Source organism: Nocardioides perillae, from assembly GCF_013409425.1.
Lineage (GTDB): Bacteria > Actinomycetota > Actinomycetes > Propionibacteriales > Nocardioidaceae > Nocardioides > Nocardioides perillae.
In genome coordinates this window covers 2728224-2753443 of record NZ_JACCAC010000001.1, presented here as the reverse complement: position 1 = coordinate 2753443, position 25220 = coordinate 2728224, and the positions used below count along the sequence as shown (strand labels likewise).

Below are 25220 nucleotides of genomic sequence, written 5' to 3'. Positions count from 1 at the left end.
CGCGACCGGGGCCCGCCGCGGGCGGTAGCCTCGCGCCGTGCTGAGCGACGACGACCCCACCCGTCCCGCCCGCGCGACCCCGGTCCCGCTCGCCGCGCTCGTCGCGGCCGCGGAGCAGCACGGGCCGGTGCGCCTGGCGGGCGCCGACCCGGCCACCGCCGGCGAGGGCACGTCGGTCACGGGGGTCACCCTGAGCACCTCCCGCACCCGCCCAGGCGACCTGTACGCCGCGCTCCCGGGAGCCCGCGCGCACGGCGCCGACTTCGCGGGTGCGGCGCTCGAGGCGGGCGCCGTGGCGCTGCTCACCGACGACGACGGGCTGGCGCGACTCGCGCCCGCGGTCGCCGCGTCCCTCCCGGTCCTCGTCGTCCCCGACCCGCGGGCCGCCCTCGGCCCGGTGGCCGCCCGCGCGTACGGCGAGCCGGCCGCCGCCCTGCGGCTGTGCGGGGTGACCGGCACCCAGGGCAAGACCACCACCACGCGGCTGCTCGAGGCAGGGCTGAGCGCGGCGGGCGTGCCCGCCGCCGTGGTCGGCACGGTCGGCACCCGCGTGCTCGGCGCCGACGTCCCGACGGTGCTCACGACCCCGGAGGCGCCCGACCTGCACGGACTGTTCGCGCGGATGCGCGAGCAGGGCGTCGACACGTGCGCGATGGAGGTCAGCAGCCACGCGCTGGTCCTGGGCCGCGTCGACGGCGTCGTCTTCGACGTGGCCGTCTTCACCAACCTCGGGCGCGACCACCTCGACTTCCACGCCGACGAAGAGGACTACTTCGCCGCCAAGGCGCGCCTCTTCGACCCCGACCGGTGCCGGCGCGCGCTGGTCAACCTCGACGACGCCCACGGCCGCCGGCTGCTCGCCGCGGCGACCGTCCCGACCCGCACCTTCAGCGCTGCCGGCGACCCGGCCGCCGACTGGCGCGCCGTCGACGTGGTGCTCGAGGCGGACGGGTCGCGCTTCACCGTCCTCGGGCCCGACGGCGAGCGCGCGGAGGCGGCGGTGCCGGTGCCGGGCGACTTCAACGTCGCCAACGCGCTGGCCGCCCTGGCCGCGGCGGCCGAGCTGGGCCACGACCTGCGCGCGGTCGCCGCGGGGATCGCGGCCGGCCCCGGCGTGCCGGGCCGTCTCGAGCGCGTCCCGACCGACTTGCCCTGCACGGTGGTCGTCGACTACGCCCACAAGCCCGACGCCGTCGCGGCCACGCTGCGCACGCTGAGGCCGCTCGCCGCGGCGGCCGGCGGCCGGCTGCTGGTCGTCCTGGGTGCCGGCGGTGACCGCGACCCGGGCAAGCGGTCGGTGATGGGCCGCCTCGCCGCCGAGCTCGCGGACGTCGTGGTGGTCACCGACGACAACCCCCGCTCCGAGGACCCGGCCGAGATCCGCGCCGCCCTGCTGGTCGGCGCCGCCGAGGCGCGCGCCGCCGGCAGCGCCGCCGAGGTCCACGAGGAGGGCGACCGCCGCCGCGCCGTGCGCGCGGCGCTGACCGCGGCCGGCCCCGGCGACCTGGTGCTCGTCGCGGGCAAGGGACACGAGACCGGCCAGGAGGTCGCGGGCACGGTGCACCCCTTCGACGACCGGGTCGTCGTCGCGGAGGAGGCGGCGGCCCTGGCGGCCGCGTCCGCAACGGGCGGCGCCCGGTGATCGCCATGACGCTGCGGCAGGTCGCCGCCGTGGTCGGCGGCGAGGTCGCCCCCGCCGGTGGCGACGACGTCGTGGTGAGCGGCCCGGCGACGCTGGACAGCCGCGAGGTCGAGCCCGGCGGGCTCTTCGTGGCGATCGCGGGGGAGCGGGTCGACGGTCACGCCTTCGCCGAGGCCGCGGCCGCCGCGGGCGCCGCCGCCGCGATCGGGAGCCGGCCGACCGCCCTGCCCACCGTCGTGGTGCCCGACGCGACGGTCGCGCTGGGCCGCCTCGCGCGCCACGTGCGCGACGAGCTCGCGCGCCGGGGTGCGCTGACCGTGCTCGCGATGACCGGGTCGCAGGGCAAGACCGGCACCAAGGACCACCTCGCGCACGTGCTCGCGTCGGTGGGGGAGACGGTGGCCACCCGGGGCAACCTCAACAACGAGCTCGGCGTCCCCCTGACCGTGCTGCGTGCCGACGAGCGGACCCGCTGGCTCGTCGTCGAGATGGGCGCCCGCGGCGTCGGGCACGTCGCCGAGCTGTGCGCGGTCGCACGCCCCGACGCGGCCGCCGTGCTCAACGTGGGCAGCGCGCACCTCGGCGAGTTCGGCTCCCGCGAGGCCATCGCGCAGGCGAAGGGCGAGATCGTCGAGACTCTCGGCGCCGACGGCACCGCCGTCCTCAACGCCGCCGACCCGCTGGTCGCGCCGATGGCCGCCCGCACCGCGGCGCGGGTCCTCACCTTCGGCCCGGCCTCCAGCGGCGCGGCGGTGACCTACGACGACGTCGTCCTCGACGACCTCGCCCGGGCCGCCTTCACGCTGGGCGCGGCCGGGGAGTCGCACCGCGTCGCGCTGCGCCAGGTCGGCCCCCACCAGGTCCCGAACGCCGCCGCGGCCGCCGCGCTCGCCGTCGCGGGCGGCGTACCCCTCGCGGCGGTGGCCACGGCCCTCGCGACCTCCGAGGCCGCGTCGCGGCGCCGGATGGAGGTGACCGAGCGCGCGGACGGCACGGTCGTCCTCGACGACTGCTACAACGCCAACCCCGAGTCGATGGCCGCGGCGCTCGACACGCTGCGCCTGGTGGGGGAGCGCCGCGGCGCCCGGCGGGTGGCGGTGCTCGGCGACATGCTCGAGCTCGGCTCCGGGGAGGTCGAGGAGCACCGTGCCCTGGGTCGCGCCGCCGCCGCGGCCGGGGTGGACCTCCTGGTGACCGTGGGCCCGCTGGCCGCCCACGCGGCAGCGGCCTACACCGAGTCGCGGGGCCACCGCGGTGAGACCGTCCTCACGGCGGGGCGGGACGAGGCAGCCGCGCGCGTGGGGGAGAATGTCGCGGCCGGGGACGTCGTGCTCGTGAAGGCGTCCCGCGGGGTCGCGCTGGAGCACGTCGTCGCGGCGCTGGCGCACGACCGTCCCGGAGAGCAGCAGGAGGAGACCGTCCGGTGAGAGCGATCCTGCTCGGGGGTGGCCTGTCCCTGCTCATCTCCCTCTTCGGCACCCGCCTGGCGATCACGGTGCTGTCGCGCAAGGGCTACGGCCAGGAGATCCGCGACGACGGGCCCACCAGCCACCACACCAAGCGCGGGACGCCCACCATGGGCGGCATCGTGATCGTGGGTGCGTCGGTCGTCGGCTACTTCGCCGCCAAGCTGGCCTTCGGCGACTGGCCCTCGGCCTCGGCGCTGCTGCTGCTCTTCCTCTTCGTGGGCCTGGGCCTCGTCGGCTTCCTCGACGACTTCATCAAGATCTACAAGCAGCGCAGCCTCGGCCTGCGCAGCAAGGCCAAGATCGTGGGGCAGACCGCGGTCGCGGTGGCCTTCGGCGCGCTCGCGCTCTCGCCGTGGCTCGAGGACAGCCGCGGCGAGACCCCGGCCTCGCGCCACATCTCCTTCATCCGCGACTTCGAGTCCTGGACGCTGCCCACCGTCGTGGTGGTGGTGCTGATCTGGCTGATGATCACCGGCACGAGCAACGCCGTGAACCTCACCGACGGTCTCGACGGACTCGCCACCGGCGCGTCGATGATGGTCTTCGGCGCCTACACGCTGGTCAACATCTGGCAGAACAACCAGTGGTGCGGGCAGCTCGACATCTCCTACGGCACCTGCTACGACGTGCGCGACCCGCTCGACCTCGCCATCGTCTCGGCAGCCATTACCGGCGCCTGCTTCGGCTTCCTGTGGTGGAACGCCTCGCCCGCCAAGATCTTCATGGGCGACACCGGGTCGCTCGCGCTCGGCGGTGCGCTCGCGGGCCTGGCGATCCTCACCCGCACCGAGCTGCTGCTCGTCGTGCTCGGCGGCCTCTTCGTCGCGGTGACGCTCTCGGTGATGCTGCAGGTGAGCTGGTTCAAGGCCACCCGCCGCCTCACCGGCACCGGGCGGCGCATCTTCCGCATGACCCCGCTGCACCACCACTTCGAGATGCTCGGCTGGGAGCAGGTCACCGTCGTGATCCGCTTCTGGATCATCACCGGCCTGTGCGTGGTGACCGGGCTCGGCATCTTCTACGCCGAGTGGGTCGCCGGGACGGGCGCGTGAGCGGGCGCGACCCGCACGGCCTGGGTCGGCGCGACTCCTGGGAGGGCGTGCGCGCGGTCGTCGCCGGCTTCGGCGTCTCCGGCTTCGCCGCCGCCGACAACCTGCTGCACCTCGGCGCCGACGTGACCGCGCTCGACGAGTCCGACGCCGGCGACCGCCGCGAGAAGGCCGACCTGCTCGAGGTCCTCGGCGCCCGCGTGCGGCTGGGGGAGGGCAGCACCGCCACGCTCCCCGACGACGTCGACCTGGTCGTCGTCTCGCCCGGCTGGCGGCCCACCGCGCCGCTGCTCGCCCAGGCCGCCGCGCGCGGCCTACCGCTGTGGGGCGAGGTCGAGCTCGCCTGGCGCCTGCGCGACCCCGAGCGTCCGGCGCCGTGGCTCGCCGTCACCGGCACCAACGGCAAGACCACGACCGTGCGGATGCTCGAGTCGGTGCTGCGCGCCGCCGGGCTGCGCACGGTGGCCGCCGGCAACGTCGGGCTGCCGCTCGTCGAGGCCGTGATGGACCCCGAGCCCTGGGACGTGCTCGCGGTCGAGCTGTCCAGCTTCCAGCTGCACTGGACCCGCAGCGTGGCCGCCGAGTCCGCCGCGGTCCTCAACGTCGCCGAGGACCACCTCGACTGGCACGGCACGCTCGACGAGTACGCCGCGGCGAAGGGCCGCGTCTACGAGGGCGTCGAGCGGGCCTGCGTCTACAACGTCGCCGACCCCGTCACCGAGCAGCTCGTGCGCGACGCCGACGTGGTCGAGGGCGCCCGGGCGATCGGCTTCACGCTCGGCACCCCCGGCGTCGGCATGGTCGGCGTCGTCGACGACATCCTCGCCGACCGCGCCTTCGTCGAGGAGCGCCAGAGCTCCGCGGCCGAGCTGTGCACCGTGGCCGACCTGCCCTCGCCCGCACCGCACGTCGTGGCCGACGCCCTCGCCGCCGCCGCGCTCGCCCGCGCCCACGGCGTCTCGCAGCAGGCCGTGCGCGACGGCCTGCGTGCCTTCCGCCCCGATGCCCACCGCATCGCCGCGGTCGGCGAGGTCGACGGCGTCGCCTACGTCGACGACTCCAAGGCCACCAACCCGCACGCCGCGCGCGCCTCGCTCGCGGCGTACTCCCCGGTGGTCTGGGTCGCCGGCGGCCTGGCGAAGGGCGCCGCGTTCGACGACCTGGTCGCCGCCTGCCGCGACCGGCTGCGCGGCGCGGTGCTCCTCGGGCGCGACCGCGACGTCGTCGCCGCGGCTCTCGCGCGACACGCGCCCGATGTGCCGGTCGTCGTGGTCGACGGCGGCGAGGATGGTCCCGACCGGGTCATGGACCGCGTCGTGGCGGCAGCTGCCGGGATGGCCCACCAGGGCGACACCGTGCTGCTGGCGCCGGGGTGCGCGTCGATGGACATGTTCGCCGACTACGGCGCACGCGGTGACGCCTTCGCGGCGGCGGTGCAGCGACGCGCCGCGGCGCAGGGGTGACCGGACCCCGGGGCGATCGGCACCCGCACGACGGCTGACCAGGGACGAGGAGGCTCGCAGTGACCACGGTGGCGCCCCCCACGTCCACGACCCCGGCCACGACCCCGGCCACCCCCACCACGACCGGCCGCTGGTCGTCCGGGTCGGGGGTCGCGGCGCTCCGCGACGCGCTCGCGCGACCGCTGACGTCCTACTACGCCCTGCTGGGCGCCTCCGCGCTGCTGCTGACCATCGGGCTGCTCATGGTGCTGTCGGCCTCCAGCGTCTACTCCTTCGACCGCACCGGCAGCTCCTACACCGTGGTGTCCCGCCAGCTGACCTGGGTGGTCATCGGCGTCCCCTGCGCGTGGGTGGCCTCGCGGCTGCCGCTCTCGGCGGTGCGCCGGCTCGCGTGGCCGGGCCTGCTGGTCTCCGTCGTGCTGCTCGCGCTGACGATGACCCCGCTGGGCCGCACCGTCAACGGCAACACCAACTGGCTCGGCGTCGGCCCCTTCCAGGTGCAGCCCTCAGAGGTCGCCAAGCTCGCGGTCGTGCTGTGGGCCGCCCACGTCTACGCCCGCAAGGAGCGACTGCTCGGCCGCCTCGGCCACGTCTTCGTGCCGGTCGTGCCCGGGCTGCTGCTGGTCACCGGGCTCGTCGTCGCCCAGCGCGACCTCGGCACCGCCCTCGTGCTCGCCGCCATCGCACTCGCGCTGCTGTGGGTCGTGGGCGCCCCCGGCCGGCTCTTCGCCGTGGCGGCCACCGGTGCCGCGGTCCTGGCCCTCTTCCTCGCCTCCACCAGCGAGGAGCGCCGCCAGCGGCTGATGACCTTCACCGACCCCTTCAAGGACTTCCAGGACGCCGGCTGGCAGCCGGCCCACGGGCTGTTCGCGCTCTCCTCGGGCGGGTGGTTCGGCCAGGGCATCGGTGCCAGCCAGCAGAAGTGGGGCAGCCTGCCCGAGGCCCACACCGACTTCATCTTCGCGGTGCTCGGCGAGGAGCTCGGCCTCGTCGGCACGCTGCTGGTGCTCGCGCTCTTCCTCACCATCGCCTGGGCCGCCGTGCGGGTCGCGCAGGTGACCACCGACCCGTTCGTGCGCTACGCGACCTTCGGCATCGTGGTGTGGCTGCTGGGCCAGATGATCGTCAACGTCGGCATGGTGCTCACGCTGCTGCCCGTCATCGGCATCCCGCTGCCCCTCATCTCCTACGGCGGCTCAGCACTGGTGCCCTCCCTCGTCGCGCTCGGCCTGCTCATCGGCTTCGCCCGCCGCGAGCCGGCGGCCGCACGCGCCCTCGCCGCGCGGCGCCGCGGGGTGCGCGCGTGACGCGGGTGGTGCTGGCCGGCGGCGGCACGGCCGGCCACACGTCCCCGCTGCTCGCGACGGCCGACGCGCTGCGTCGCGCCGAGCCCGGTGTCGAGATCACCTGCATCGGCACGGCGCGCGGCCTCGAGACCCGCGTCGTCCCCGCTGCGGGCTACCCGCTCGAGCTCGTGCCCCCGGTCCCGCTCCCGCGCCGACCCGGCGTCGACCTGCTGCGCGTGCCCGGCCGGCTGCGCGGTGCCGTCGCCGAGGCGGGCGCGCTGCTCGACCGGCTGCGCCCCGACGTGGTCGTCGGCTACGGCGGCTACGTCTCCGTCCCCGTCTACCTCGCGGCCCGTCGCCGCGCACCGGTGGTCGTGCACGAGCAGAACGCGCTGCCCGGCGTCGCCAACCGCCTCGGTGCGCGCCTCGCGCGCCGGGTCGCGGTGAGCTTCCCCGGCACCCCGCTGCCGCGCGCCGAGCACGTCGGCCTGCCGCTGCGCACGATGGTCGCCCGCGTCGACCGGCCCGCGCGGCGCGCGGAGGCCCGCGCCCACTTCGGGCTCGACGCCGAGCGGCCCACCCTGCTCGTCACCGGCGGCTCCCAGGGCGCCCGGCGCCTGAACGAGGCCGTGCTCGGCGCAGCGCCCGCCCTCGCGGCCGCCGGGGTGCAGGTGCTGCACGTGGCCGGGCCGAAGAACGAGGTCGCCGCGCCCGCGTCGGCCGGCGCCGGCGGGCCGTACGTCGTCGTGCCCTACGTCGACCGCATGGACCTCGCCTACGCCGCCGCCGACCTCGTGGTGTGCCGCGCCGGCGCCAACAGCGTCGCCGAGGCCGCGGCGGTGGGCCTGCCGGCGGTCTACGTGCCGCTGCCGATCGGCAACGGCGAGCAGGAGCTCAACGCCCGCCCGGTCGTCGACGCCGGAGGCGGCCTCCTCGTCGCCGACGCCGCGCTGACGTCGGAGTGGGTGGCCGCCCACGTCCCCGACCTGCTCGGCGACCCCGACCGGCTCGCCGCGATGGGTGCCGCGGCCGCGGCGCTGGTGCCGCGCGACGCCGACGACCGGCTCGCCGCGATCGTGCTCGAGGTCGCCCGCGCCACGGGGGGCCCGCGGTGAGGGTCTCCGTCCCCGACGAGGTGCTGCCCGCCGACCGGCTGGGGCGCGTGCACTTCATCGGCATCGGCGGTGCCGGCCTGTCGGCCATCGCCCGCATCATGCTCGAGCGCGACCTGGCCGTCAGCGGCAGCGACGGCGTCGACTCGCCGGTGCTCGCGGCGCTGCGCGACCTCGGCGCCGAGGTCCACGTCGGTCACGACGCCGCCCACCTCGCCCACCTCGGCCCGGGCGACACCGTCGTCGTGTCCACCGCCGTGCGCGAGGACAACCCCGAGGTCGTCGAGGCCCTGCGCCGTGACCTGCGGCTGCTCCCGCGCTCGGCGGCGCTCGCCGCGGTGATGGCCGGGCGCCGCACGCTGGCCGTCGCCGGCACGCACGGCAAGACCACCACGACCTCGCTGCTCACCGTGGCCCTGCAGGCCGCCGGTGCCGACCCGACGTACGCCGTGGGCGGCGAGCTGGCGCAGACCGGCACCAACGCGCACGAGGGCACCGACGACCTCTTCGTCGCGGAGGCCGACGAGTCCGACGGCGCGTTCCTGGTCTACCGGCCGGCCGCCGCGGTGGTCACCAACGTCGAGGCCGACCACCTCGACAGCTGGGGCACCGAGGAGGCCTACCAGGCGGCGTTCCGCGACTTCCTCGACTGCGTCGACCCCGCCGGCTTCGTGGTGTGCGTGGTCGACGACCCGGGCGCGGCCGCGCTGGCCGAGGACGCCCGCGCGCGAGGCCTCGAGGTCGTCGCGGTGGGGGAGGGCACGGCCGCTGACCTGCGCGCCGACGACCTCGTGCTCGAGGGCACCACCTCGCGCTGCCGGGTCGTGCGCCGTGCGCCCGACGGCCGGGAGGAGCCCGTCGGCGAGCTGCGCCTCGCGATCCCGGGGCGCCACTACGTGCTCGACGCGCTCGCTGCCCTCGCCGTCGGGCTGCGCCTCGGCTTCGACGCCGAGCGGCTGCTCGCGGGCCTCGCCGGCTTCGGCGGCACGCGGCGCCGCATGGAGGCCAAGGGCGAGCAGGCGGGCGTCCGCGTCTACGACAGCTACGCCCACCACCCCAACGAGATCCGCGGTGACCTGCAGGCGGCCCGGGCCGTGGCGGGGGAGGGGCGCGTCGTCGTGGCCTTCCAGCCGCACCTGGTCTCGCGCACCCGCCTCTTCGGCCCGGCGATGGGCGAGGAGCTCGGCGCCGCTGACGAGGTGGTCGTGCTCGACGTCTACCTCGCCCGCGAGGACGCCGACCCGGCGGTGACCGGTGACCTCGTCGCCGACCACGTGCCGCTGCCGGCCGGCCGCGTGCACCGCGCCGGAGCGCCGGCCGCCGCCGCGCCCCTGCTCGCACGCCTCGCCGGGCCGGGCGACCTCGTGCTCACGCTGGGGGCGGGCGACGTCACCACCCTGGGGCCGCTGGTGCTCGCCGAGCTGGCCGGGGCCGACGGTGGCGCCTGACCCGACCGACGCGGTCACCGCGCGCACCCGCCGCCGCTTCGTGCGGCGTCGCTGGGCGCGCCGCTGGCTGGCCTGGCGTCCCGTGCTGGTGGGAGCCCTGCTGCTGGGCGCGGTCGCCGGCGCGACCTGGCTCGCGCTCTTCTCCTCCCACCTCGCCGTCGCGGAGATCGAGGTCGAGGGCGCCGCGCTGCTGAGCGAGGCCGAGGTGCGTGCCGCGACGGGTGCGGTCACGGGCACCCCGCTGGCACGCGTCGACCTCGCCGCCGTCGAGGAGCGGGTCGAGCAGCTCACCCCCGTGCTCGAGGCGGAGGTGACGCGCGGCTGGCCGCAGGCGCTGCGGGTGCGGGTGACCGAGCGCACCCCGGTGGCGGTCGTGGAGCTGGCGGGGTCGCTGCGCGGCATGGACGCCGACGGCGTGCTCTTCCGCCGCTACGACCGGGCGCCCGCCGGCCTGCCCCGGGTGGTCGTGCCCGCCGGCACCCGCACCGAGGCGGTCGTCGAGGCCGCGCGCGTCGTGGGCGCGCTGCCCGACGCGCTGTCCTCCCGCGTGGAGCGGGTCGAGGTCGAGACCGTCGACGCGATCTCGCTGCGGCTGCGCGGCGGTCGTCGCGTGGTGTGGGGGAGTGCCGACGACTCCGCGGCCAAGGTGCGCGTCGTCGACGCCCTGCTCACCGCGGTGCCCGGCGCCCGCACGTACGACGTGTCCGTGCCCGGGCAGCCCACCACCCGCAGCTGACACCCGCAGCTGCCCGCAGGCATCTGCTCGCGTGCCGACCGGCGTGTCTGCGCCGCCGTCGGTGCGTGCCAACCTAACGTCTTCCCCATCGCGAGGTTGACATAACTATAACCCTCAGCATGAGGGTTAGGGTTACCGACCTCGACAGCTCCGTCCGGCGATCCCGGGCCCGTCCAGCGAGAGGCAGCCGTCGTGGCAGCAGCGCAGAACTACCTGGCCATCATCAAGGTCGTCGGCATCGGCGGAGGCGGGGTGAACGCCGTCAACCGGATGATCGAGGTCGGGCTCAAGGGCGTCGAGTTCATCGCGATCAACACCGACGCGCAGGCCCTCCTCATGAGCGACGCCGACGTGAAGCTCGACATCGGTCGCGAGCTGACCCGCGGGCTCGGCGCCGGCGCCGACCCGGAGGTCGGCGGTCGCGCGGCCGAGGACCACGCCGACGAGATCGAGGAGGTGCTCAAGGGCGCCGACATGGTGTTCGTGACCGCCGGCGAGGGTGGCGGCACCGGCACCGGCGGCGCCCCGGTCGTGGCCCGCATCGCCCGCTCGCTCGGCGCGCTGACCATCGGCGTGGTCACCCGCCCCTTCGCCTTCGAGGGCCGCCGTCGCGCCAACTCCGCCGAGGAGGGCATCGCCGCGCTGCGCGAGGAGGTCGACACCCTCATCGTCATCCCCAACGACCGCCTGCTGTCGATCAGCGACCGCAACGTGTCGATCCTCGACGCCTTCAAGCAGGCCGACCAGGTGCTGCTGCAGGGCGTCTCGGGCATCACCGACCTCATCACCACCCCCGGCCTGATCAACCTCGACTTCGCCGACGTCAAGTCGGTCATGGCCAACGCGGGCTCGGCCCTCATGGGCATCGGCTCGGCCCGCGGCGAGGACCGCGCGGTCGCCGCGGCCGAGATGGCTGTCTCGAGCCCGCTGCTCGAGGCCTCGATCGAGGGCGCCCACGGCGTGCTGCTCTCGATCGCCGGCGGCTCCGACCTCGGCCTCTTCGAGATCAACGAAGCCGCGGCGCTGGTCGCGCAGTCGGCCCACGGTGAGGCCAACATCATCTTCGGCGCCACCATCGACGACGCGCTCGGCGACGAGGTGCGCGTCACCGTCATCGCCGCCGGCTTCGACGGGGGCATGCCGAAGCGCCGCGACGAGGGCACCGTGCTGCGCCGCGAGACCCGCCCCCAGCAGACCCAGGCCGAGACCCGCCAGGCCGTGCAGCAGCACGCCCAGCAAGCGGGCCGGCCCGACGCTCAGCAGCACCACCAGCAGCCTCAGCACCAGCCCCAGCACCAGCCCCGGGAGGAGCGGCGTGAGCCGCAGCCCGTGGGTGCGCCGTCGGGCCACGGCGGTCAGGGCGGCTCGCACGCCGTCGGCCAGCACCCGGCGCCGCCGCGGCAGCCGCGCCCGGTGCAGTTCGACGACGACGACCTCGACGTGCCCGACTTCCTCAAGTGAGCACCGCCTCGACCCCGCTCCGCCTCCGCGACCGGGTCACCGGTCGCGGTGGCGCGGTGGTCGAGGTGGCCTTCACCGACGGCGTCGACCTCTCCGAGCGGCCCGGCAGCGACCGGGACCGCCTGGAGCAGGGACTGCGCACGGTCGCCACAGCGACCGGCGCGCGGGTGGCCCGGATGTCGCAGGTGCACGGTGCCGACGTCGCGACCCTCGGAGCGTCGTACGACCCTGCGGCGCCGCCGCCGCACGCCGACGCGCTGGTGACCGACGAGCGTGGCCTCGCGCTGCTCGCCCGCGCCGCGGACTGCGTGCCGGTGCTGCTGGCCGATGCCGACGCCGGCGTCGTGGGCGCGGTCCACGCGGGCCGGGCCGGAGTGGCGGCGGGCGTGGTGGGCCGGGCGGTCGAGGCCATGGCGGGGCTCGGCGCGCAGCGGCTGCGTGCGTGGGTCGGCCCCCACGTGTGCGGGGCCTGCTACGAGGTGCCCGCGGCGCTGCACGACGAGGTGGTGGCGCACGTGCCGGCGACCTCGACGCGCACGCCGCAAGGCACGCCGGCGCTCGACCTCGGCGCGGGGGTGCTCGCGCAGCTCGCCGACGCCGGCTGCGACGACGTGGTGCAGGTCGGCGTGTGCACCCGGGAGGACCCCGCGTGGCCCTCGCACCGGCGCGACGGCGAGGCCGCCGGCCGCTTCGCCGGGGTGGTGTGGCTGCCGTGACCCGCTCCGAGGAGCTGCGGGAGCGCCTGACGACGGTCCGTGAGCGTGTCGCCCGGGCCGCCCGCGCCGCCGACCGCGCGCCCGACGACGTCGTGCTCGTCGTCGTCACGAAGTTCTTCCCCGCCTCCGACGTGCGGTTGCTGGCCGACCTCGGGGTGCGCGACGTGGGGGAGAACCGTCACCAGGAGGCCGAGGCCAAGGCCGGCGACTGCGCCGACCTCGGTCTGCGCTGGCACTTCGTCGGCGGGCTGCAGAGCAACAAGGCCGCCGCGGTCGCTGCCTACGCCGACGCGGTGCACTCCGTCGACCGGGTCAAGCTCGTCCGTGGCCTCGACCGCGGTGCGCAGGAGCGGGGCCGCCCCCTCGACTGCCTGGTGCAGGTGAGCCTCGACCCGCCGGGGTCGGGGGAGGGGCGCCAGGGCGCCGGGGCCGACGAGGTCGCGGCGGTGGCCGACGCGGTGGCGGCGGCCGAGGGACTGCGGCTGCGCGGCCTGATGGCCGTCGCGCCGCTCGGCGAGGACCCTGCTCGCGCGTTCGACCGGCTGGCCGCGACCGCGGCCGCGCTGCGCTCCGACCACCCGGCGGCGACCTGGCTCTCGGCCGGGATGAGCGGCGACCTCGAGCAGGCCGTCACCGCCGGCGCGACACACGTGCGCGTCGGCTCCGCGGTCCTCGGCCCGAGGCCCGCGAACCAGTAGTGTCCACGTCCATGGGCGCCCGCGATCGGGCGCACGACACCGGAGGAGATGCGTCATGAGCGGCGCGATGCGCAGGATCGGCGAGTACCTCGGCCTGCTCGAGGACACCCGCTACGACGAGTACGACGACGAGCTGGACGGTCCCGTCGAGCCGGCGCGTGCCCGCGGCGCCCGTCCCCACGCGGAGGCCGCCGACCGCGGTCGTCCCGCCCCGGTGGCCGACCTCGCCGAGCGGCGTCGCCCGGGCCCGGTCGCGCCCGTCGCCGCGGTGGGCACCGTGGCCGAGCTGGCCAAGATCACCACGCTGCACCCGCGCACCTACAACGAGGCGCGCACCGTCGGTGAGAACTTCCGCGACGGCACCCCGGTGATCATGAACCTCTCCGAGATGGACGACAACGACGCCAAGCGCCTCGTCGACTTCGCCGCCGGCCTGGTCTTCGCCACCCGTGGCACCATCGAGCGCGTGACCAGCAAGGTGTTCCTCCTCTCCCCGCCCAACGTGAGCGTCGCCGCCGAGGACAAGCGACGCATCGTCGAGGGCGGCTTCTTCAACCAGAGCTGACGGCCACCGTGGAACTCGTGGGCTCGGTCATCCGGGTCGTCCTGCTCGTCTTCATCGCGATGCTCTGGATCCGCTTCATCGTCGACTGGGTGCAGGTCTTCGCGCGCTCGTGGACGCCGCGAGGACCTCTGCTCGTGGTGCTCGAGGCGGTCTACTCCGCCACCGACCCGCCGATCAAGGCGCTGCGCAAGGTCGTGCCGCCGCTGCGGCTGGGCAGCATCTCCCTCGACCTCAGCTTCCTGATCGTCTTCTTCGGCTCCTACCTGCTGCTGCAGCTCAACACCGCGATCTTCCTGACCTGACCGGGCGCTCCCGGGGCGGTGCGGTCCGCCTGCCCAGGAGCGCTACAGTTCGACGGTCACACCACACGCACCACTCCACTGCACGCCGACACAACGAATGGGTGAGGTCATGCCGCTGACGCCTGAGGACGTGAGCAACAAGCGCTTTACTCCCGTCCGGCTCCGCGAGGGCTACGACATGGGAGAGGTCGACCAGTTCCTCGACGAGGTGGAGGCCGAGCTGGCCCGTCTCACCAAGGAGAACGACGACCTCCGCGCCAAGCTCGCTGCTGCCCAGGCCGGTGGCCCGGTGCCGGTGCAGGAGAAGGCGCCCGAGCCGGCGCGCCCCGAGCCCGTCAAGGCTCCCGAGCCCGCCCCGGCGCCCGCGGCGCCGGCCCCGGTCGCCGCCGCGGCCGCCGGCCCGGTCGAGACCATCCGCGTCGAGACGGTGCCGCAGGCCAGCAACGCCGCGGCCCGCCTGCTCGAGATCGCGACCCGCAACGCCGACGAGCTCGTCGAGGAGGCCAAGAACGAGGCCGACAAGATCGTCGGCGCGGCGCGCACCAAGGCCGAGCGCCTCGAGACCGAGTCCAAGGGCAAGGCCGACCGCCTCGAGGCCGACGCCCGCACCCGGGCGCAGATGCTCGACAGCGAGACCGCCGAGCGGCGCCAGCAGATGTTCGGCGAGCTCGAGCGCGAGCGCGACCGCCTCAACACCGAGGTGGAGAACCTCCGCTCCTTCGAGCGCGAGTACCGCTCCCGCCTCAAGAGCTACTTCTCCCAGCAGCTCGAGGCGCTGAACGGCTCGCCGGAGTCCGCCGCGCCCGTTGGCGAGACGACCCCGGCGCCCAAGCGCCTCCGCTCGATCCTCGGTGAGGACGAGGGCTGAGCGCGGAGCCCACGCACCTGCGTCGCGACGGCGGCCGGTCCCGGACGGGGCCGGTCGCCGTCGTCGTGTGTCGGTCGGGGTGGCGCGTTGAGTCGCCTCGGGGCACCCGCTAGCCTCCGACCACCTCGGGTGGCCCGCCACCCGATCGACGGGCAGGAGGCCTGACCGCATGGCGCGCAGCACCCGCAAGACCCTGGCCGGCACGGCGAAGGCGGCCGCGCGCAAGGTGCTGCCGCGGCTCCCGGGCGGAGGCGGCGAGGACGACGCTGCGCCGGCGGCGCCCGCGGAGGAGGCGCCCGCGAAGAAGACGCCCGCGAAGAACGCGCCCGCGACCGAGGCGGCGGCGGAGAAGGCCTCCGCGACGAAGGCCGCCGCGACGAAGGCCGCCGCGACGAAGGCCCCCGCGACGAAGGCCCCCGCGAAGAGGGCCTCCGCGACGAAGGCCCCCGCGAAGAAGGCCCCCGCGAAGAAGGCCCCCGCGACGAAGGCCCCCGCGACGAAGGCCCCCGCGAACAAGGCCCCTGCGAAGAAGGCCCCTGCCAAGAAGGCCCCCGCGAAGAAGGCCCCCGCGAAGAAGGCGGCCGCGACGGCAGCCCAGGCAGCCGCTCCGCTCGTCGTCAAGGCCGACGAGACCGCGTGGACCGCGGCCGAGCTCGACGAGGTCCTGACCGAGCTGCACCAGCACCGTGACCGCCTCACGGCCGTGCTGCAGGAGCAGGAGGCCGAGCTCGCCGGGCTGATGCGCGACGCCGGCGACGGGGCCGGCCACGACCAGGCCGACGTCGGTGCGACCAGCTTCGAGCGCGACCACGAGCTCATCGTGCTCGCCGGCGAGCGCGAGGCGCTGGCCCAGATCGACCGGGCGCTGGCCCGGATCGACGACGGCACCTACGGCGTCTGCGAGTCCTGCGGTGAGCCGATCGGCAAGAATCGGCTGCTCGCCTTCCCGCGTGCCACACTGTGCATGACATGCAAGCAGCGCGAGGAGCGTCGCTGACCGGCGACACCACCACGGGGTCCGATCCGTCCCGACGCACCCGGGCGCGCCTGCTCCTGGCGGGCGTCGCCCTCACCGCCTACGCCGTCGACGTGGTCAGCAAGGTCGTGGCGGTCGAGCAGCTCGAGGGGCGCGCCGAGCCCGTGCCCGTGGTCGGCGAGGTGCTGCAGCTGACGCTGGTGCGCAACCCGGGTGCGGCCTTCGGCACCGGCACGCAGTTCACCGTCGCCCTCAGCGTCTTCGCCGCCGTCGCGGCGGTCGTCGTGCTGGTGCTCGCCCGCCGGGTGCGCAGCACGCTGTGGGCCGTCGGCCTCGGGGCTCTGCTCGCCGGCGTGCTCGGCAACCTCACCGACCGGCTGCTGCGCGAGCCCGGCCCGATGCGCGGACACGTGGTCGACATGTTCCTGCTGCCCAACTGGCCGGTCTTCAACGTCGCCGACGTCTGCATCAACGCCGCGGCCGCGGTCATCCTGGTGCAGGCCTTCCGCGGGATCCGCCTCGACGGCACCCGGGAGTCCGACCACCGCGCCGACGAGTCGGAGCCCACCGCGTGAGCGCCGACCAGCGGGTCGTGACCGTGCCCGACGGGCTCGCGGGCGAGCGGGTCGACGCAGCGATGGCCCGGATGTTCGGTCTCTCGCGCACGCGCGCGGCCGAGCTGATCGCCGACGGGCTGGTCCAGCTCGACGGCTCCCGGGTGGCGAAGTCCGACCGCGTCAGCGGCGGGGAGCTGCTCGACGCCACGATCCCGGTCGCGGTCGACCCCCTCGAGGTCGTGCCGGAGGTCGTGGAGGGGATCCGGATCCTCCACGACGACGAGTCCGTCGTGGTGATCGACAAGCCCGTCGGTGTCGCGGTGCACCCGAGCCCCGGCTGGAGCGGTCCGACCGTCGTGGGCCACCTCGCCGGTGCCGGCTTCCGCATCGCCACCAGCGGGGCGTCCGAGCGCCAGGGCATCGTGCAGCGCCTCGACGTCGGCACGTCGGGAGTGATGGTGGTGTGCAAGTCCGAGCACGCCTACTCCGTGCTCAAGGACGCCTTCCGCCAGCGCACCGTCGACAAGACCTACCACGCGCTGGTCCAGGGCCACCCCGACCCGCTGCAGGGCACCGTCGACGCCCCCATCGGGCGTCACCCGCGCGCCGACTTCAAGTTCACCGTCCGCTCCGACGGCAAGCCGAGCGTCACCCACTACGAGACGCTCGAGGCGCACCGCTTCGCCAGCCTGCTCGAGGTCCACCTCGAGACCGGCCGCACCCACCAGATCCGGGTGCACATGTCGGCGCTCAAGCACCCCTGCGTCGGCGACCTGACCTACGGCGCCGACCCCACCCTCGCGCGCCGCTTCGGCCTCGAGCGGCAGTGGCTGCACGCCGTGCGCCTCGGCTTCGAGCACCCGGACACCGGCGAGCACGTCAGCTACGACAGCGCCTACCCCGACGACCTCGCCGCAGCGCTCGAGGCCGTGCGGCAGGCCTCCTGAGCCGTGGCGCCCGACCTCGTCCTGCGCCCCGGCACCACCGCCGACCTGCCGGCCGTCGCCGCGCTCTTCCGCGAGGCCCGTGCCGCCGCCGTGCCGCACGTGCCGCCCGACGTGCACCCGCCGGAGGAGACCCGCGCCTGGGTGCTCGGCTGGGACCTCACCACCCACGACCTCTGGCTGGCCTGCGACGGGGCCGGCAGGCTGCTCGGCTTCGCGCTGCTGACCCCCACCTGGCTCGACCACCTGTACGTCGCGCCCCGAGCCCAGCGCGCAGGCGTCGGGTCCGCGCTCCTCGACGTGGCGAAGTCGGTGCGTCCCGGCGGCTTCTGCCTGTGGGTCTTCGAGTCGAACGGCCCGGCGCGGGCGTTCTACGCCCGCCACGGCCTCGTCGAGCTGGAGCGCACCGACGGCAGCGGCAACGAGGAGCAAGCGCCCGACGTGCGGGTCGCCTGGCCCGGCGGAGACCCGTTGAGGTTCCTGCGCGGCCTCGTCGACGAGGTCGACGACCAGCTCGGCGACCTGCTGGCCCGCCGGGTGGCCCTGACCCGTGCGGTGCAGCACCACAAGCGCGCGGCCGGTGCGCCGCAGGCGGGCGGTGTGCCGCAGCGCGACCCCGCGCGCGAGCGTGAGGTGGCCGCGCGCTGGGCGCGCCGGGCGCCCGAGCTGGGGGAGGAGCGGGCCCGTCGCGTGGTCGACGTGCTGGTCGCCGAGAGCCTCGCCGCGGTCACGGACGTGTCGGTGCCGGGTGCCACGATCGACCCGCGCGGTCGCGTAGGCTGAGCGTCCTTCCCCGAGGACGCCCGGCCCGGCCGCGGCTGCTCCACCCGCCGGGCTCGCCCGGCCCGTCCGCCCGGTCCCACGAGCTGCCCCGGAGTCGTCACCCCCCATGCCGTCCGCGTCCTCTGACTCCTTCGTCCACCTGCACGTCCACACCGAGTACTCCATGCTCGACGGGGCGGCCCGGCTCGGCGAGATGTTCGCGCGCACCGCCGAGCTCGGCATGGACGCGATCGCGATGACCGACCACGGCAACGTCTTCGGCGCCTTCGACTTCTACTCCAAGGCCAAGGCCCACGGCATCAAGCCGATCATCGGCATGGAGGCATACCTCACCCCCGACACCCCGCGCGGCGAGCGCAAGCGGGTCCGCTGGGGCGACGGCGGGGGAGACGACGTCTCCGGCTCCGGGGCCTACACCCACATGACGCTGCTGTCGTCCTCCACCGAGGGCATGCACAACCTCTTCCGGCTCTCGACCCGGTCGTCGCTCGAGGGCTTCTTCTACAAGCCGCGTGCCGACCGCGAGCTGCTCAGCCAGCACGCCGCGGGCCTCATCGGCACCACCGGCTGCCCGTCGGGGGAGATCCAGACCCGCATCCGCCTCGGCCAGTACGACCTGGCCCGCAAGGCCGCGGGCGAGTTCCAGGACATCTTCGGCCGCGAGAACTTCTTCCTCGAGCTGATGGACCACGGCCTGTCGATCGAGACCCGGGTCCGCGACGACCTGCTGCGCCTGGGCAAGGAGCTCGGCATCCCGCCGATCGCCACCAACGACTCCCACTACACGATGCCGGGCGACGCGCAGGCCCACGAGCACCTGCTGTGCGTCTCCTCCGGCAGCGTCATGAGCGAGCCGTCCTACGACAAGGGAGGCAAGCGCTTCGCCTTCCAGGGCGACTCCTACTACGTTAAGTCCCCGGCCGAGATGCGCGAGCTGTGGCAGGACCGCTACGGCCTCAAGGAGGCGTGCGACAACACGCTGCTGATCGCCGAGCGCTGCGAGGTCGAGTTCACCGAGGGCAACGGCACCTACATGCCGCGCTTCCCGGTGCCCGAGGGCCACACCGAGGAGACGTGGCTGGTGCACGAGGTCGACCGGGGCCTCGCCGCGCGCTACCCCGCGGGCGTCCCGGAGCGGGTGCGCCAGCAGGCCGACTTCGAGATCGGCGTCATCAACCAGATGGGCTTCCCGGGATACTTCCTCGTGGTCGCCGACTTCATCGGCTGGGCCAAGGACAACGGCATCCGCGTCGGCCCCGGCCGCGGCTCGGGCGCGGGCTCGATGGTCGCCTACGCCATGCGCATCACCGACCTCGACCCGCTCGAGCACGGCCTGATCTTCGAGCGCTTCCTCAACCCCGACCGCGTCTCGATGCCCGACTTCGACATCGACTTCGACGAGCGTCGGCGCGGCGAGGTCATCCGCTACGTCAGCGAGAAGTACGGCGACGACCGGGTGTCCTACATCGTCACCTACGGCACCATCAAGGCCAAGCAGGCCGTCAAGGACTCCTCGCGCATCCTGGGCTACCCCTTCGCCATGGGCGACCGCATCACCAAGGCGATGCCGGCGGCGGTCATGGGCAAGGACGTCCCGCTGAAGGAGATCTTCGACCCGGCCCACAAGCGCTACGGCGAGGGCGGGGAGTTCCGCTCCCTCTACGACGCCGACCACGACGTCAAGCAGGTCGTCGACACCGCGATCGGCATCGAGGGCCTCAAGCGCCAGTGGGGCGTGCACGCCGCCGGCGTCATCATGTCGAGCGAGCCGCTGATCGACGTGATCCCGCTGATGAAGCGCGAGCAGGACGGCGCCATCATCACGCAGTTCGACTACCCGACGTGCGAGCGCCTCGGGCTGATCAAGATGGACTTCCTGGGGCTGCGCAACCTCACGGTCCTCGACGACGCCCTCGTCAACATCCGCCAGAACCGCGGCGAGGAGGTCGTCCTCGAGGACCTCCCGCTCACCGACGAGGCGACCTACCAGCTGCTCCAGCGCGGGGACACCCTGGGTGTCTTCCAGCTCGACGGCGGCCCGATGCGCGCGCTGCTGCGCTCGATGCGCCCCGACAGCTTCGAGGACATCTCCGCGGTCGGTGCGCTCTACCGACCCGGCCCGATGGGCGCCGACTCCCACAACAAGTACGCCCGCCGCAAGACCGGGCGCGAGCCGGTCGAGCCGATCCACCCCGAGCTCGCCGAGCCCCTGCAGGACATCCTGGGCGAGACCTACGGCCTGATCGTCTACCAGGAGCAGGTCATGGCGATCGCGCAGAAGCTCGCCGGCTACAGCCTGGGCCAGGCCGACATCCTGCGCCGCGCGATGGGCAAGAAGAAGAAGGAGGAGCTCGACAAGCAGTTCGCCGGCTTCTCCGCCGGCATGACCGAGCGCGGCTACTCCGCCGCCGCGGTCAAGACGCTGTGGGACATCCTGCTGCCGTTCTCCGACTACGCCTTCAACAAGGCGCACTCCGCGGCCTACGGCCTGGTCTCCTACTGGACCGCCTACCTCAAGGCCAACTACCCCGCCGAGTACATGGCGGCGCTGCTCACCTCGGTCAAGGACGACAAGGACAAGTCCGCGATCTACCTCAACGAGTGCCGCCGGATGAAGATCCAGGTGCTGCCGCCCGACGTCAACGAGAGCCAGGCGACCTTCACCCCCGTCGGCAACGACGTCCGCTTCGGCCTGACCGCCATCCGCAACGTCGGCGCCAACGTCGTCGACGGCATCGTCGCCGCGCGCGAGGAGAAGGGCCGCTACGTCGACTTCGACGACTTCATGTCGAAGGTGCCGGTGCTGGTGTGCAACAAGCGCGTCATCGAGTCGCTCATCAAGTCCGGCGCGTTCGACGACATGAAGCACCGCCGCCGCGCGCTCGTCGCGGTCCACGAGACCGCCGTCGACCAGTACGTCGACATCAAGCGCAACGAGGCGATCGGGCAGGACTCGCTCTTCGGCGGGCTCGACGACGCCGGCGACTCGGGCTTCGGTGTCTCCGTCGCGATCCCCGACATCGACGAGTGGGACAAGATGACGCTGCTCGGGCACGAGCGCGACATGCTCGGCCTCTACGTCTCCGACCACCCGCTGCTGGGCCTCGAGCACGTGCTGTCCAACGGCACCGACTGCACCATCGGCCAGCTCGTGCTCGACGAGGACCGCCCGGACGGCTCGACGCTGACCATCAGCGGCCTGGTCACGTCCGTGCAGCGCAAGATCACCAAGCGCGGTGACGCCTGGGCGATGGTCACCCTCGAGGACCTCGACGGCGCCATCGACGTGCTGCTCTTCCCCAGCGCCTACCAGCTGGCCAGCCCGCACCTGGTGGAGGACGCGATCCTCACCGTCAAGGGCCGGCTGTCGCGCAGCAAGGACCAGCCGGAGCTGCACGGTCAGGAGGTGAGCGTCCCGGACCTGTCGGAGGGGGCGTCCGGCCCGGTCGTCATCAGCCTGCCCTCGACGCGCTGCACGGGCCCCGTGGTGGAGCAGCTCAAGGACGTCCTCGGCACGCACCCGGGCCTCACCGAGGTGCGGCTGCGCCTGCTGACCCGCCAGCAGACCACCGTGATGCGGCTCGACGACCGGCTGCGGGTGACGCCGAGCCCGGCGCTCTTCGCCGACCTCAAGCAGCTCCTGGGCCCGGGGTGCCTGAGCGGGTGAGCCGGCGGGGCACCGCGCGGGTCGTGGCGGGCGTGCTGGTCGGCGGGTTGCTGCTCGGCGTCGTCTGCGGCGTCCTGTGGGAGTGGTGGTGGACGCCGCCGGCCGGAGTGGCGGTCGACGGTGAGTTCGTCTTCACCTCCGCGGGCATCGGCGAGGGGTTCAGCGGCACCGGTCTCTACGTCCTCGTGACCGCCGCGGGCGGGCTGGCGCTCGGCACCGTCGCCGCGCTGCGCGGCGACGGGCGCGAGGTGCCGGTCCTGCTCGCCCTCCTGGCCGCCTCCGCCCTCGCGGGCACCGTCACGGCCCTGGTCGGCGCGGCCCTGGGCCCGCCCGACGCCGCGACCCGCGCCGCCGACCTCGACGACTACGCCCCGCTGGTCCAGGACCTCCGCGTCGAGGGGGCCGCGGCGTGGCTCACGTTCCCCTCGGCCGCGCTGCTCGCGGCCGCCGTGGTGTTCTTGGTGCTGACCCGTCGGCGACACCCCGAGCCGGTCCGCGCCGACCGGGCCGCGAGCGTCGCCCGCGGGCGGTAGCCTTCAGGCTCGTTCCGAGCACGGGGGTCCCTCACCTATGTCCAGCACCGTCCCGCCCACCGGACCCGCCAGCGGGCCCGAGCACCTCTCCGGCCCCGAGCCCCGCTCCGGGCCCGTCCCCGGCCGCGGCCGCCGCCGGGTCCTGGTCGGGGGCGCCGTCGTCGCCGTCGCCGGCCTCGTCGGTGGTGGCGCCTGGGCGGCCACGTCGTTCTTCGGCACCGGCGCCCAGCCCAGCGAGGCCCTGCCGGCCGACACCCTCGGCTACGTCAGCGTCGACCTCGACCCGAGCGGCGAGCAGAAGATCGAGGCGCTGCGGATGCTGCGCGAGTTCCCCGCGTTCCGCGACGAGGTCGGCCTCGAGACCGACGACGACGTCCGCCGCTACCTCGTCGAGCAGACGTTGGGCGGCGAGGACGGCTGCGAGGGCCTCGACTACGACGACGACGTCGAGCCGTGGCTCGGCGACCGCTTCGCCGTGGCGGCGCTGCCCGCCGGCGACGAGGGCGACGAGCCCCGCCCGGTGGCGGTGCTGCAGGTCAGCGACGAGTCGGGGGCCGAGGAGGGCCTCACCGCGCTCGCGACCTGCGCGGGCGCCGGCGAGGTCGGCTTCGCCGTCGCCGACGGCTGGGCCGTGGTCACCGAGAGCGACGAGGCCGCCGAGGCGGTCGTCGAGTCCGCCGCGTCCGGGTCCCTCGCCGACGACCCCGACTTCACCCGCTGGACCGGCCAGGTCGAGGCCGGCGTCCTCACCGCCTACGCCGCGCCCGAGGTCGGCCAGGCCTACCTCGACTTCCTCGAGTCGGCCGCCTCGAGCGGAGGCGACGAGCTCCCCTTCCCCTCCGGGAGCCCGCTCGACGGCCTCGCGGGAGGCTTCGCCCTCGGCCTCGGCAACGGCGAGGTGCCCGAGGAGCTCCGCCGGCAGGCGGAGGCCTTCGACGGGGGCGCCGGTGCGCTCAGCTTCGACGACGGCGGGCTCGAGCTGGAGGTCGCGATGAGCGACACCAGCGAGGGCGAGGCCGTCGGTGCGCGAGGCGGGGAGGCCGTCCGGTCGCTGCCCGCCGACACCGCGGCCGCCTTCGGGCTCGGCCTGCCCGACGGCTGGGCGCAGCGGATGCTCGACGGCCTCGACTCCGGGCTCGGGGCGCAGGCCGAGGCGCTGCTCGGCACCTCGCTCGACGAGCTGCTCGCCACCGCCGAGCAGCAGACAGGCCTGCAGCTGCCCGAGGACCTCGAGACCTTGCTCGGCGACTCCCTGGCCGTCGCGGTCGGCGGTGACTTCTCGCTGCGCGAGGCCGAGCAGAGCGAGGACGGCTCGGAGGTGCCGGTCGGCGCCAAGGTGGTCGGCGACGCCGAGGGCATCGTCCGCGTCCTCGACGCCCTCGACGCTGCGCTGGGTTTCGGGCAGGTGCTCGGCGACGACGCCGAGGGCGACGCGGTGGCGCTGAGCCCGAGCGCCGACTACCGCGAGCAGCTGCTCGGCGACGGCGGGCTCGGCGACGACGAGCGCTTCGAGGAGGTCGTGGAGGAGGCCGACGAGGCGTCGGTGCTCCTGTTCGTCGACCTCGACGCGGCGTGGGTCCAGGAGCTGAGCGAGATGGCCGCGTCCGGGGGAGACAGCGCCGACGAGGTCGTGGCCAACGTCGAGCCGCTCTCGGCCCTCGGCATGAGCAGCTGGACCGAGGACGGCACCGCTCGCTTCTCGCTGCAGCTCACCACCGACTGACCCGTCGGGACCCGCCCACCGCGGGGCGTCAGGACCGGCCGACCGGCGCCACCACGGCGCCGGTCAGCCGGACCAGGTCACCGGGCGCGAGCTCGACGTCGAGGCCGCGTCGCCCTGCGGAGACCAGCACGGTGGCGTGCTCCAGCGCCCCGGCGTCGACGACGGTGGGGTGCGTGCGTTTCTGGCCCAGCGGCGAGATGCCGCCGACGACGTAGCCGGTGGCCCGCTCGGCCCGCGCCGGCTCGGCCATCGTCGCGCGGCTGCCGCCGAGCGCCCGCGCGAGCGCCTTGAGGTCCAGCTGCCCCGCGACCGGCACCACCGCGACGACGAGGCCTCCGTCGAGGTCGGCGAGCAGGGTCTTGAGCACCCGGGCGGGGTCGACGCCGAGCACCGCGGCGGCCTCCGCGCCGTACGACGTCGCCCGGGGGTCGTGGGCGTAGGGGTGCAGCACGTGCGCGACCCCCGCCGAGGCGAGCAGCGCGGTGGCCGGCGTGGCGCCGACCGAGCCCTTCGAGGCGCGGCCCACCGCTAGTTGGGCGACCAGCGGGTGCGCGCGACCTCGGTCGCGGGCAGCGAGGGGATGACGTTCATCGCGCGGAGCTCGGCGCGGAAGAGGTCGACGACGAGCCGGAGCCGCTCCTCGGGGTCAGCCGCCTCGAGCAGCGCCTGGCGGTCGCTCATCGGCAGCGGCGCCGCGGCGGAGAGCACCCACGACAAGAACTCCGGGTCCGTGGGGAGCGCGCCCTCGAAGGGGTCGTCGCGGTAGGGCAGCAGGGCGGCGCGGTAGGCGGTGAACACGGCCCGCGCCTCCTCGACCACGCCCTGGTCGACCGGACCCTCCCCGGGGCCGATCAGCGAGACGTGGCCGGCCGGGAAGGAGCCGGTGGTCTCGAGCCGGTCCAGGCGGATGCGGTCGCGGCCCACGGCGAGCAGGTCGAAGGTGCCGTCGGCGTGCTCGGTGACCTCCACCACCTGCAGCCGGCAGCCCACGCGGTAGAGCGACTGCGCGCCGTGCTCGCCGACCTCGTAGCCCTCCCGGATGGCGACGGAGCCGAAGAGCCGGTCGGCCGGGTCCGGCACGCGCAGCAGGTGGTGGACCAGCGCGCGGTAGCGGTCCTCGAAGACGTGGAGGGGGACCGAGACGCCCGGGAACAGCACGGTGCCCAGCGGGAACATCGGCAGCGGCTGCTTCACACCGGCGACTGTAGACCGTGCCGCAGCA

23 protein-coding genes are annotated in these 25220 nt (G+C 74.8%); 21 read left to right on the top strand and 2 right to left on the bottom strand.

Going from position 1 to position 25220, the window contains the following annotated elements; genetic code table 11:
• The first annotated feature begins 37 nt into the window (after nucleotides 1–37).
• The 21 genes from BJ989_RS12810 (at nucleotide 38) to BJ989_RS12710 (ending at nucleotide 23998) form a co-directional block, all read left to right on the top strand.
• A complete protein-coding gene (locus BJ989_RS12810) occupies nucleotides 38–1642 on the top strand; it encodes a UDP-N-acetylmuramoyl-L-alanyl-D-glutamate--2,6-diaminopimelate ligase (RefSeq protein WP_179518528.1) in 1605 nt (534 codons plus the stop codon).
• 5 nt (nucleotides 1643–1647) lie between these two features.
• Entirely contained in the window at nucleotides 1648–3069 is a 1422-nt protein-coding gene (locus tag BJ989_RS12805; RefSeq protein ID WP_218848812.1) for a UDP-N-acetylmuramoyl-tripeptide--D-alanyl-D-alanine ligase, read from the top strand.
• Nucleotides 3066–4163, top strand: a complete 1098-nt coding sequence (mraY, locus tag BJ989_RS12800; RefSeq protein ID WP_179518526.1) for a phospho-N-acetylmuramoyl-pentapeptide-transferase — start codon at nucleotides 3066–3068, stop codon at nucleotides 4161–4163. Before BJ989_RS12805 ends, mraY begins: the two co-directional genes overlap by 4 nt.
• Entirely contained in the window at nucleotides 4139–5623 is a 1485-nt protein-coding gene (gene murD / locus BJ989_RS12795) for a UDP-N-acetylmuramoyl-L-alanine--D-glutamate ligase (RefSeq protein ID WP_425489995.1), read from the top strand. The genes mraY and murD overlap by 25 nt, the downstream gene beginning before the upstream one ends.
• Nucleotides 5624–5682: 59 nt before the next feature.
• Nucleotides 5683–6930: a putative lipid II flippase FtsW gene (gene ftsW, locus BJ989_RS12790; RefSeq protein WP_179518524.1), complete on the top strand. Its 1248-nt coding sequence runs from the start codon at nucleotides 5683–5685 to the stop codon at nucleotides 6928–6930.
• Nucleotides 6927–8024 carry an undecaprenyldiphospho-muramoylpentapeptide beta-N-acetylglucosaminyltransferase gene (gene murG, locus BJ989_RS12785; protein ID WP_179518523.1) on the top strand — a complete coding sequence of 366 codons (1098 nt, stop codon included), beginning with the start codon at nucleotides 6927–6929 and terminating at the stop codon, nucleotides 8022–8024. Before ftsW ends, murG begins: the two co-directional genes overlap by 4 nt.
• Nucleotides 8021–9469: a UDP-N-acetylmuramate--L-alanine ligase gene (gene murC / locus BJ989_RS12780; protein ID WP_179518522.1), complete on the top strand. Its 1449-nt coding sequence runs from the start codon at nucleotides 8021–8023 to the stop codon at nucleotides 9467–9469. Before murG ends, murC begins: the two co-directional genes overlap by 4 nt.
• Nucleotides 9459–10205 carry a cell division protein FtsQ/DivIB gene (locus BJ989_RS12775; RefSeq protein ID WP_179518521.1) on the top strand — a complete coding sequence of 249 codons (747 nt, stop codon included), beginning with the start codon at nucleotides 9459–9461 and terminating at the stop codon, nucleotides 10203–10205. Before murC ends, BJ989_RS12775 begins: the two co-directional genes overlap by 11 nt.
• A 192-nt stretch (nucleotides 10206–10397) precedes the next feature.
• Nucleotides 10398–11666: a cell division protein FtsZ gene (ftsZ, locus tag BJ989_RS12770; protein WP_179518520.1), complete on the top strand. Its 1269-nt coding sequence runs from the start codon at nucleotides 10398–10400 to the stop codon at nucleotides 11664–11666.
• A gap of 56 nt (nucleotides 11667–11722) precedes the next feature.
• Nucleotides 11723–12382, top strand: a complete 660-nt coding sequence (locus BJ989_RS12765) for a purine nucleoside phosphorylase YfiH/LACC1 family protein (protein WP_179519618.1) — start codon at nucleotides 11723–11725, stop codon at nucleotides 12380–12382.
• The gene (locus BJ989_RS12760; RefSeq protein ID WP_343049341.1) at nucleotides 12379–13080 is read left to right on the top strand and encodes a YggS family pyridoxal phosphate-dependent enzyme; all 702 of its coding nucleotides are present in this window, start codon (nucleotides 12379–12381) and stop codon (nucleotides 13078–13080) included. Before BJ989_RS12765 ends, BJ989_RS12760 begins: the two co-directional genes overlap by 4 nt.
• 55 nt (nucleotides 13081–13135) lie before the next feature.
• Nucleotides 13136–13645 carry a cell division protein SepF gene (locus BJ989_RS12755; RefSeq protein ID WP_179518518.1) on the top strand — a complete coding sequence of 170 codons (510 nt, stop codon included), beginning with the start codon at nucleotides 13136–13138 and terminating at the stop codon, nucleotides 13643–13645.
• A 17-nt stretch (nucleotides 13646–13662) separates the two neighbouring features.
• Nucleotides 13663–13947, top strand: a complete 285-nt coding sequence (locus tag BJ989_RS12750) for a YggT family protein (RefSeq protein WP_343049339.1) — start codon at nucleotides 13663–13665, stop codon at nucleotides 13945–13947.
• A 109-nt stretch (nucleotides 13948–14056) separates the two neighbouring features.
• A complete protein-coding gene (locus BJ989_RS12745) occupies nucleotides 14057–14815 on the top strand; it encodes a DivIVA domain-containing protein (RefSeq protein ID WP_179518516.1) in 759 nt (252 codons plus the stop codon).
• A 169-nt stretch (nucleotides 14816–14984) separates the two neighbouring features.
• Nucleotides 14985–15812 carry a TraR/DksA family transcriptional regulator gene (locus BJ989_RS12740; protein ID WP_179518515.1) on the top strand — a complete coding sequence of 276 codons (828 nt, stop codon included), beginning with the start codon at nucleotides 14985–14987 and terminating at the stop codon, nucleotides 15810–15812.
• Nucleotides 15785–16366 (top strand): signal peptidase II, encoded by a 582-nt coding sequence (gene lspA, locus BJ989_RS12735; protein ID WP_179518514.1) that lies wholly within the window; start codon nucleotides 15785–15787, stop codon nucleotides 16364–16366. The genes BJ989_RS12740 and lspA overlap by 28 nt, the downstream gene beginning before the upstream one ends.
• The gene (locus tag BJ989_RS12730) at nucleotides 16363–17295 is read left to right on the top strand and encodes an RluA family pseudouridine synthase (protein ID WP_179518513.1); all 933 of its coding nucleotides are present in this window, start codon (nucleotides 16363–16365) and stop codon (nucleotides 17293–17295) included. The genes lspA and BJ989_RS12730 overlap by 4 nt, the downstream gene beginning before the upstream one ends.
• 3 nt (nucleotides 17296–17298) lie before the next feature.
• The gene (locus BJ989_RS12725; RefSeq protein WP_179518512.1) at nucleotides 17299–18075 is read left to right on the top strand and encodes a GNAT family N-acetyltransferase; all 777 of its coding nucleotides are present in this window, start codon (nucleotides 17299–17301) and stop codon (nucleotides 18073–18075) included.
• Between the two features lie 106 nt (nucleotides 18076–18181).
• Nucleotides 18182–21742, top strand: coding sequence for a DNA polymerase III subunit alpha (gene dnaE, locus BJ989_RS12720; protein WP_179518511.1), 3561 nt, complete (start codon nucleotides 18182–18184; stop codon nucleotides 21740–21742).
• On the top strand, nucleotides 21739–22275 hold the full coding sequence (locus BJ989_RS12715; RefSeq protein ID WP_179518510.1) for a hypothetical protein: 537 nt from the start codon (nucleotides 21739–21741) through the stop codon (nucleotides 22273–22275). The genes dnaE and BJ989_RS12715 overlap by 4 nt, the downstream gene beginning before the upstream one ends.
• Nucleotides 22276–22312: 37 nt before the next feature.
• Complete coding sequence (locus BJ989_RS12710) at nucleotides 22313–23998, top strand: DUF3352 domain-containing protein (protein ID WP_179518509.1); 1686 nt, start codon at nucleotides 22313–22315, stop codon at nucleotides 23996–23998.
• 28 nt (nucleotides 23999–24026) lie between these two features.
• Here BJ989_RS12710 and ybaK read toward each other — a convergent pair whose 3' ends face one another.
• Together ybaK and BJ989_RS12700 are read right to left on the bottom strand one after the other, a co-directional pair.
• A complete protein-coding gene (gene ybaK, locus BJ989_RS12705) occupies nucleotides 24027–24524 on the bottom strand; it encodes a Cys-tRNA(Pro) deacylase (protein WP_179518508.1) in 498 nt (165 codons plus the stop codon).
• Between the two features lie 2 nt (nucleotides 24525–24526).
• A complete protein-coding gene (locus BJ989_RS12700) occupies nucleotides 24527–25192 on the bottom strand; it encodes an LON peptidase substrate-binding domain-containing protein (RefSeq protein ID WP_179518507.1) in 666 nt (221 codons plus the stop codon).
• Nucleotides 25193–25220 lie beyond the last annotated feature (28 nt).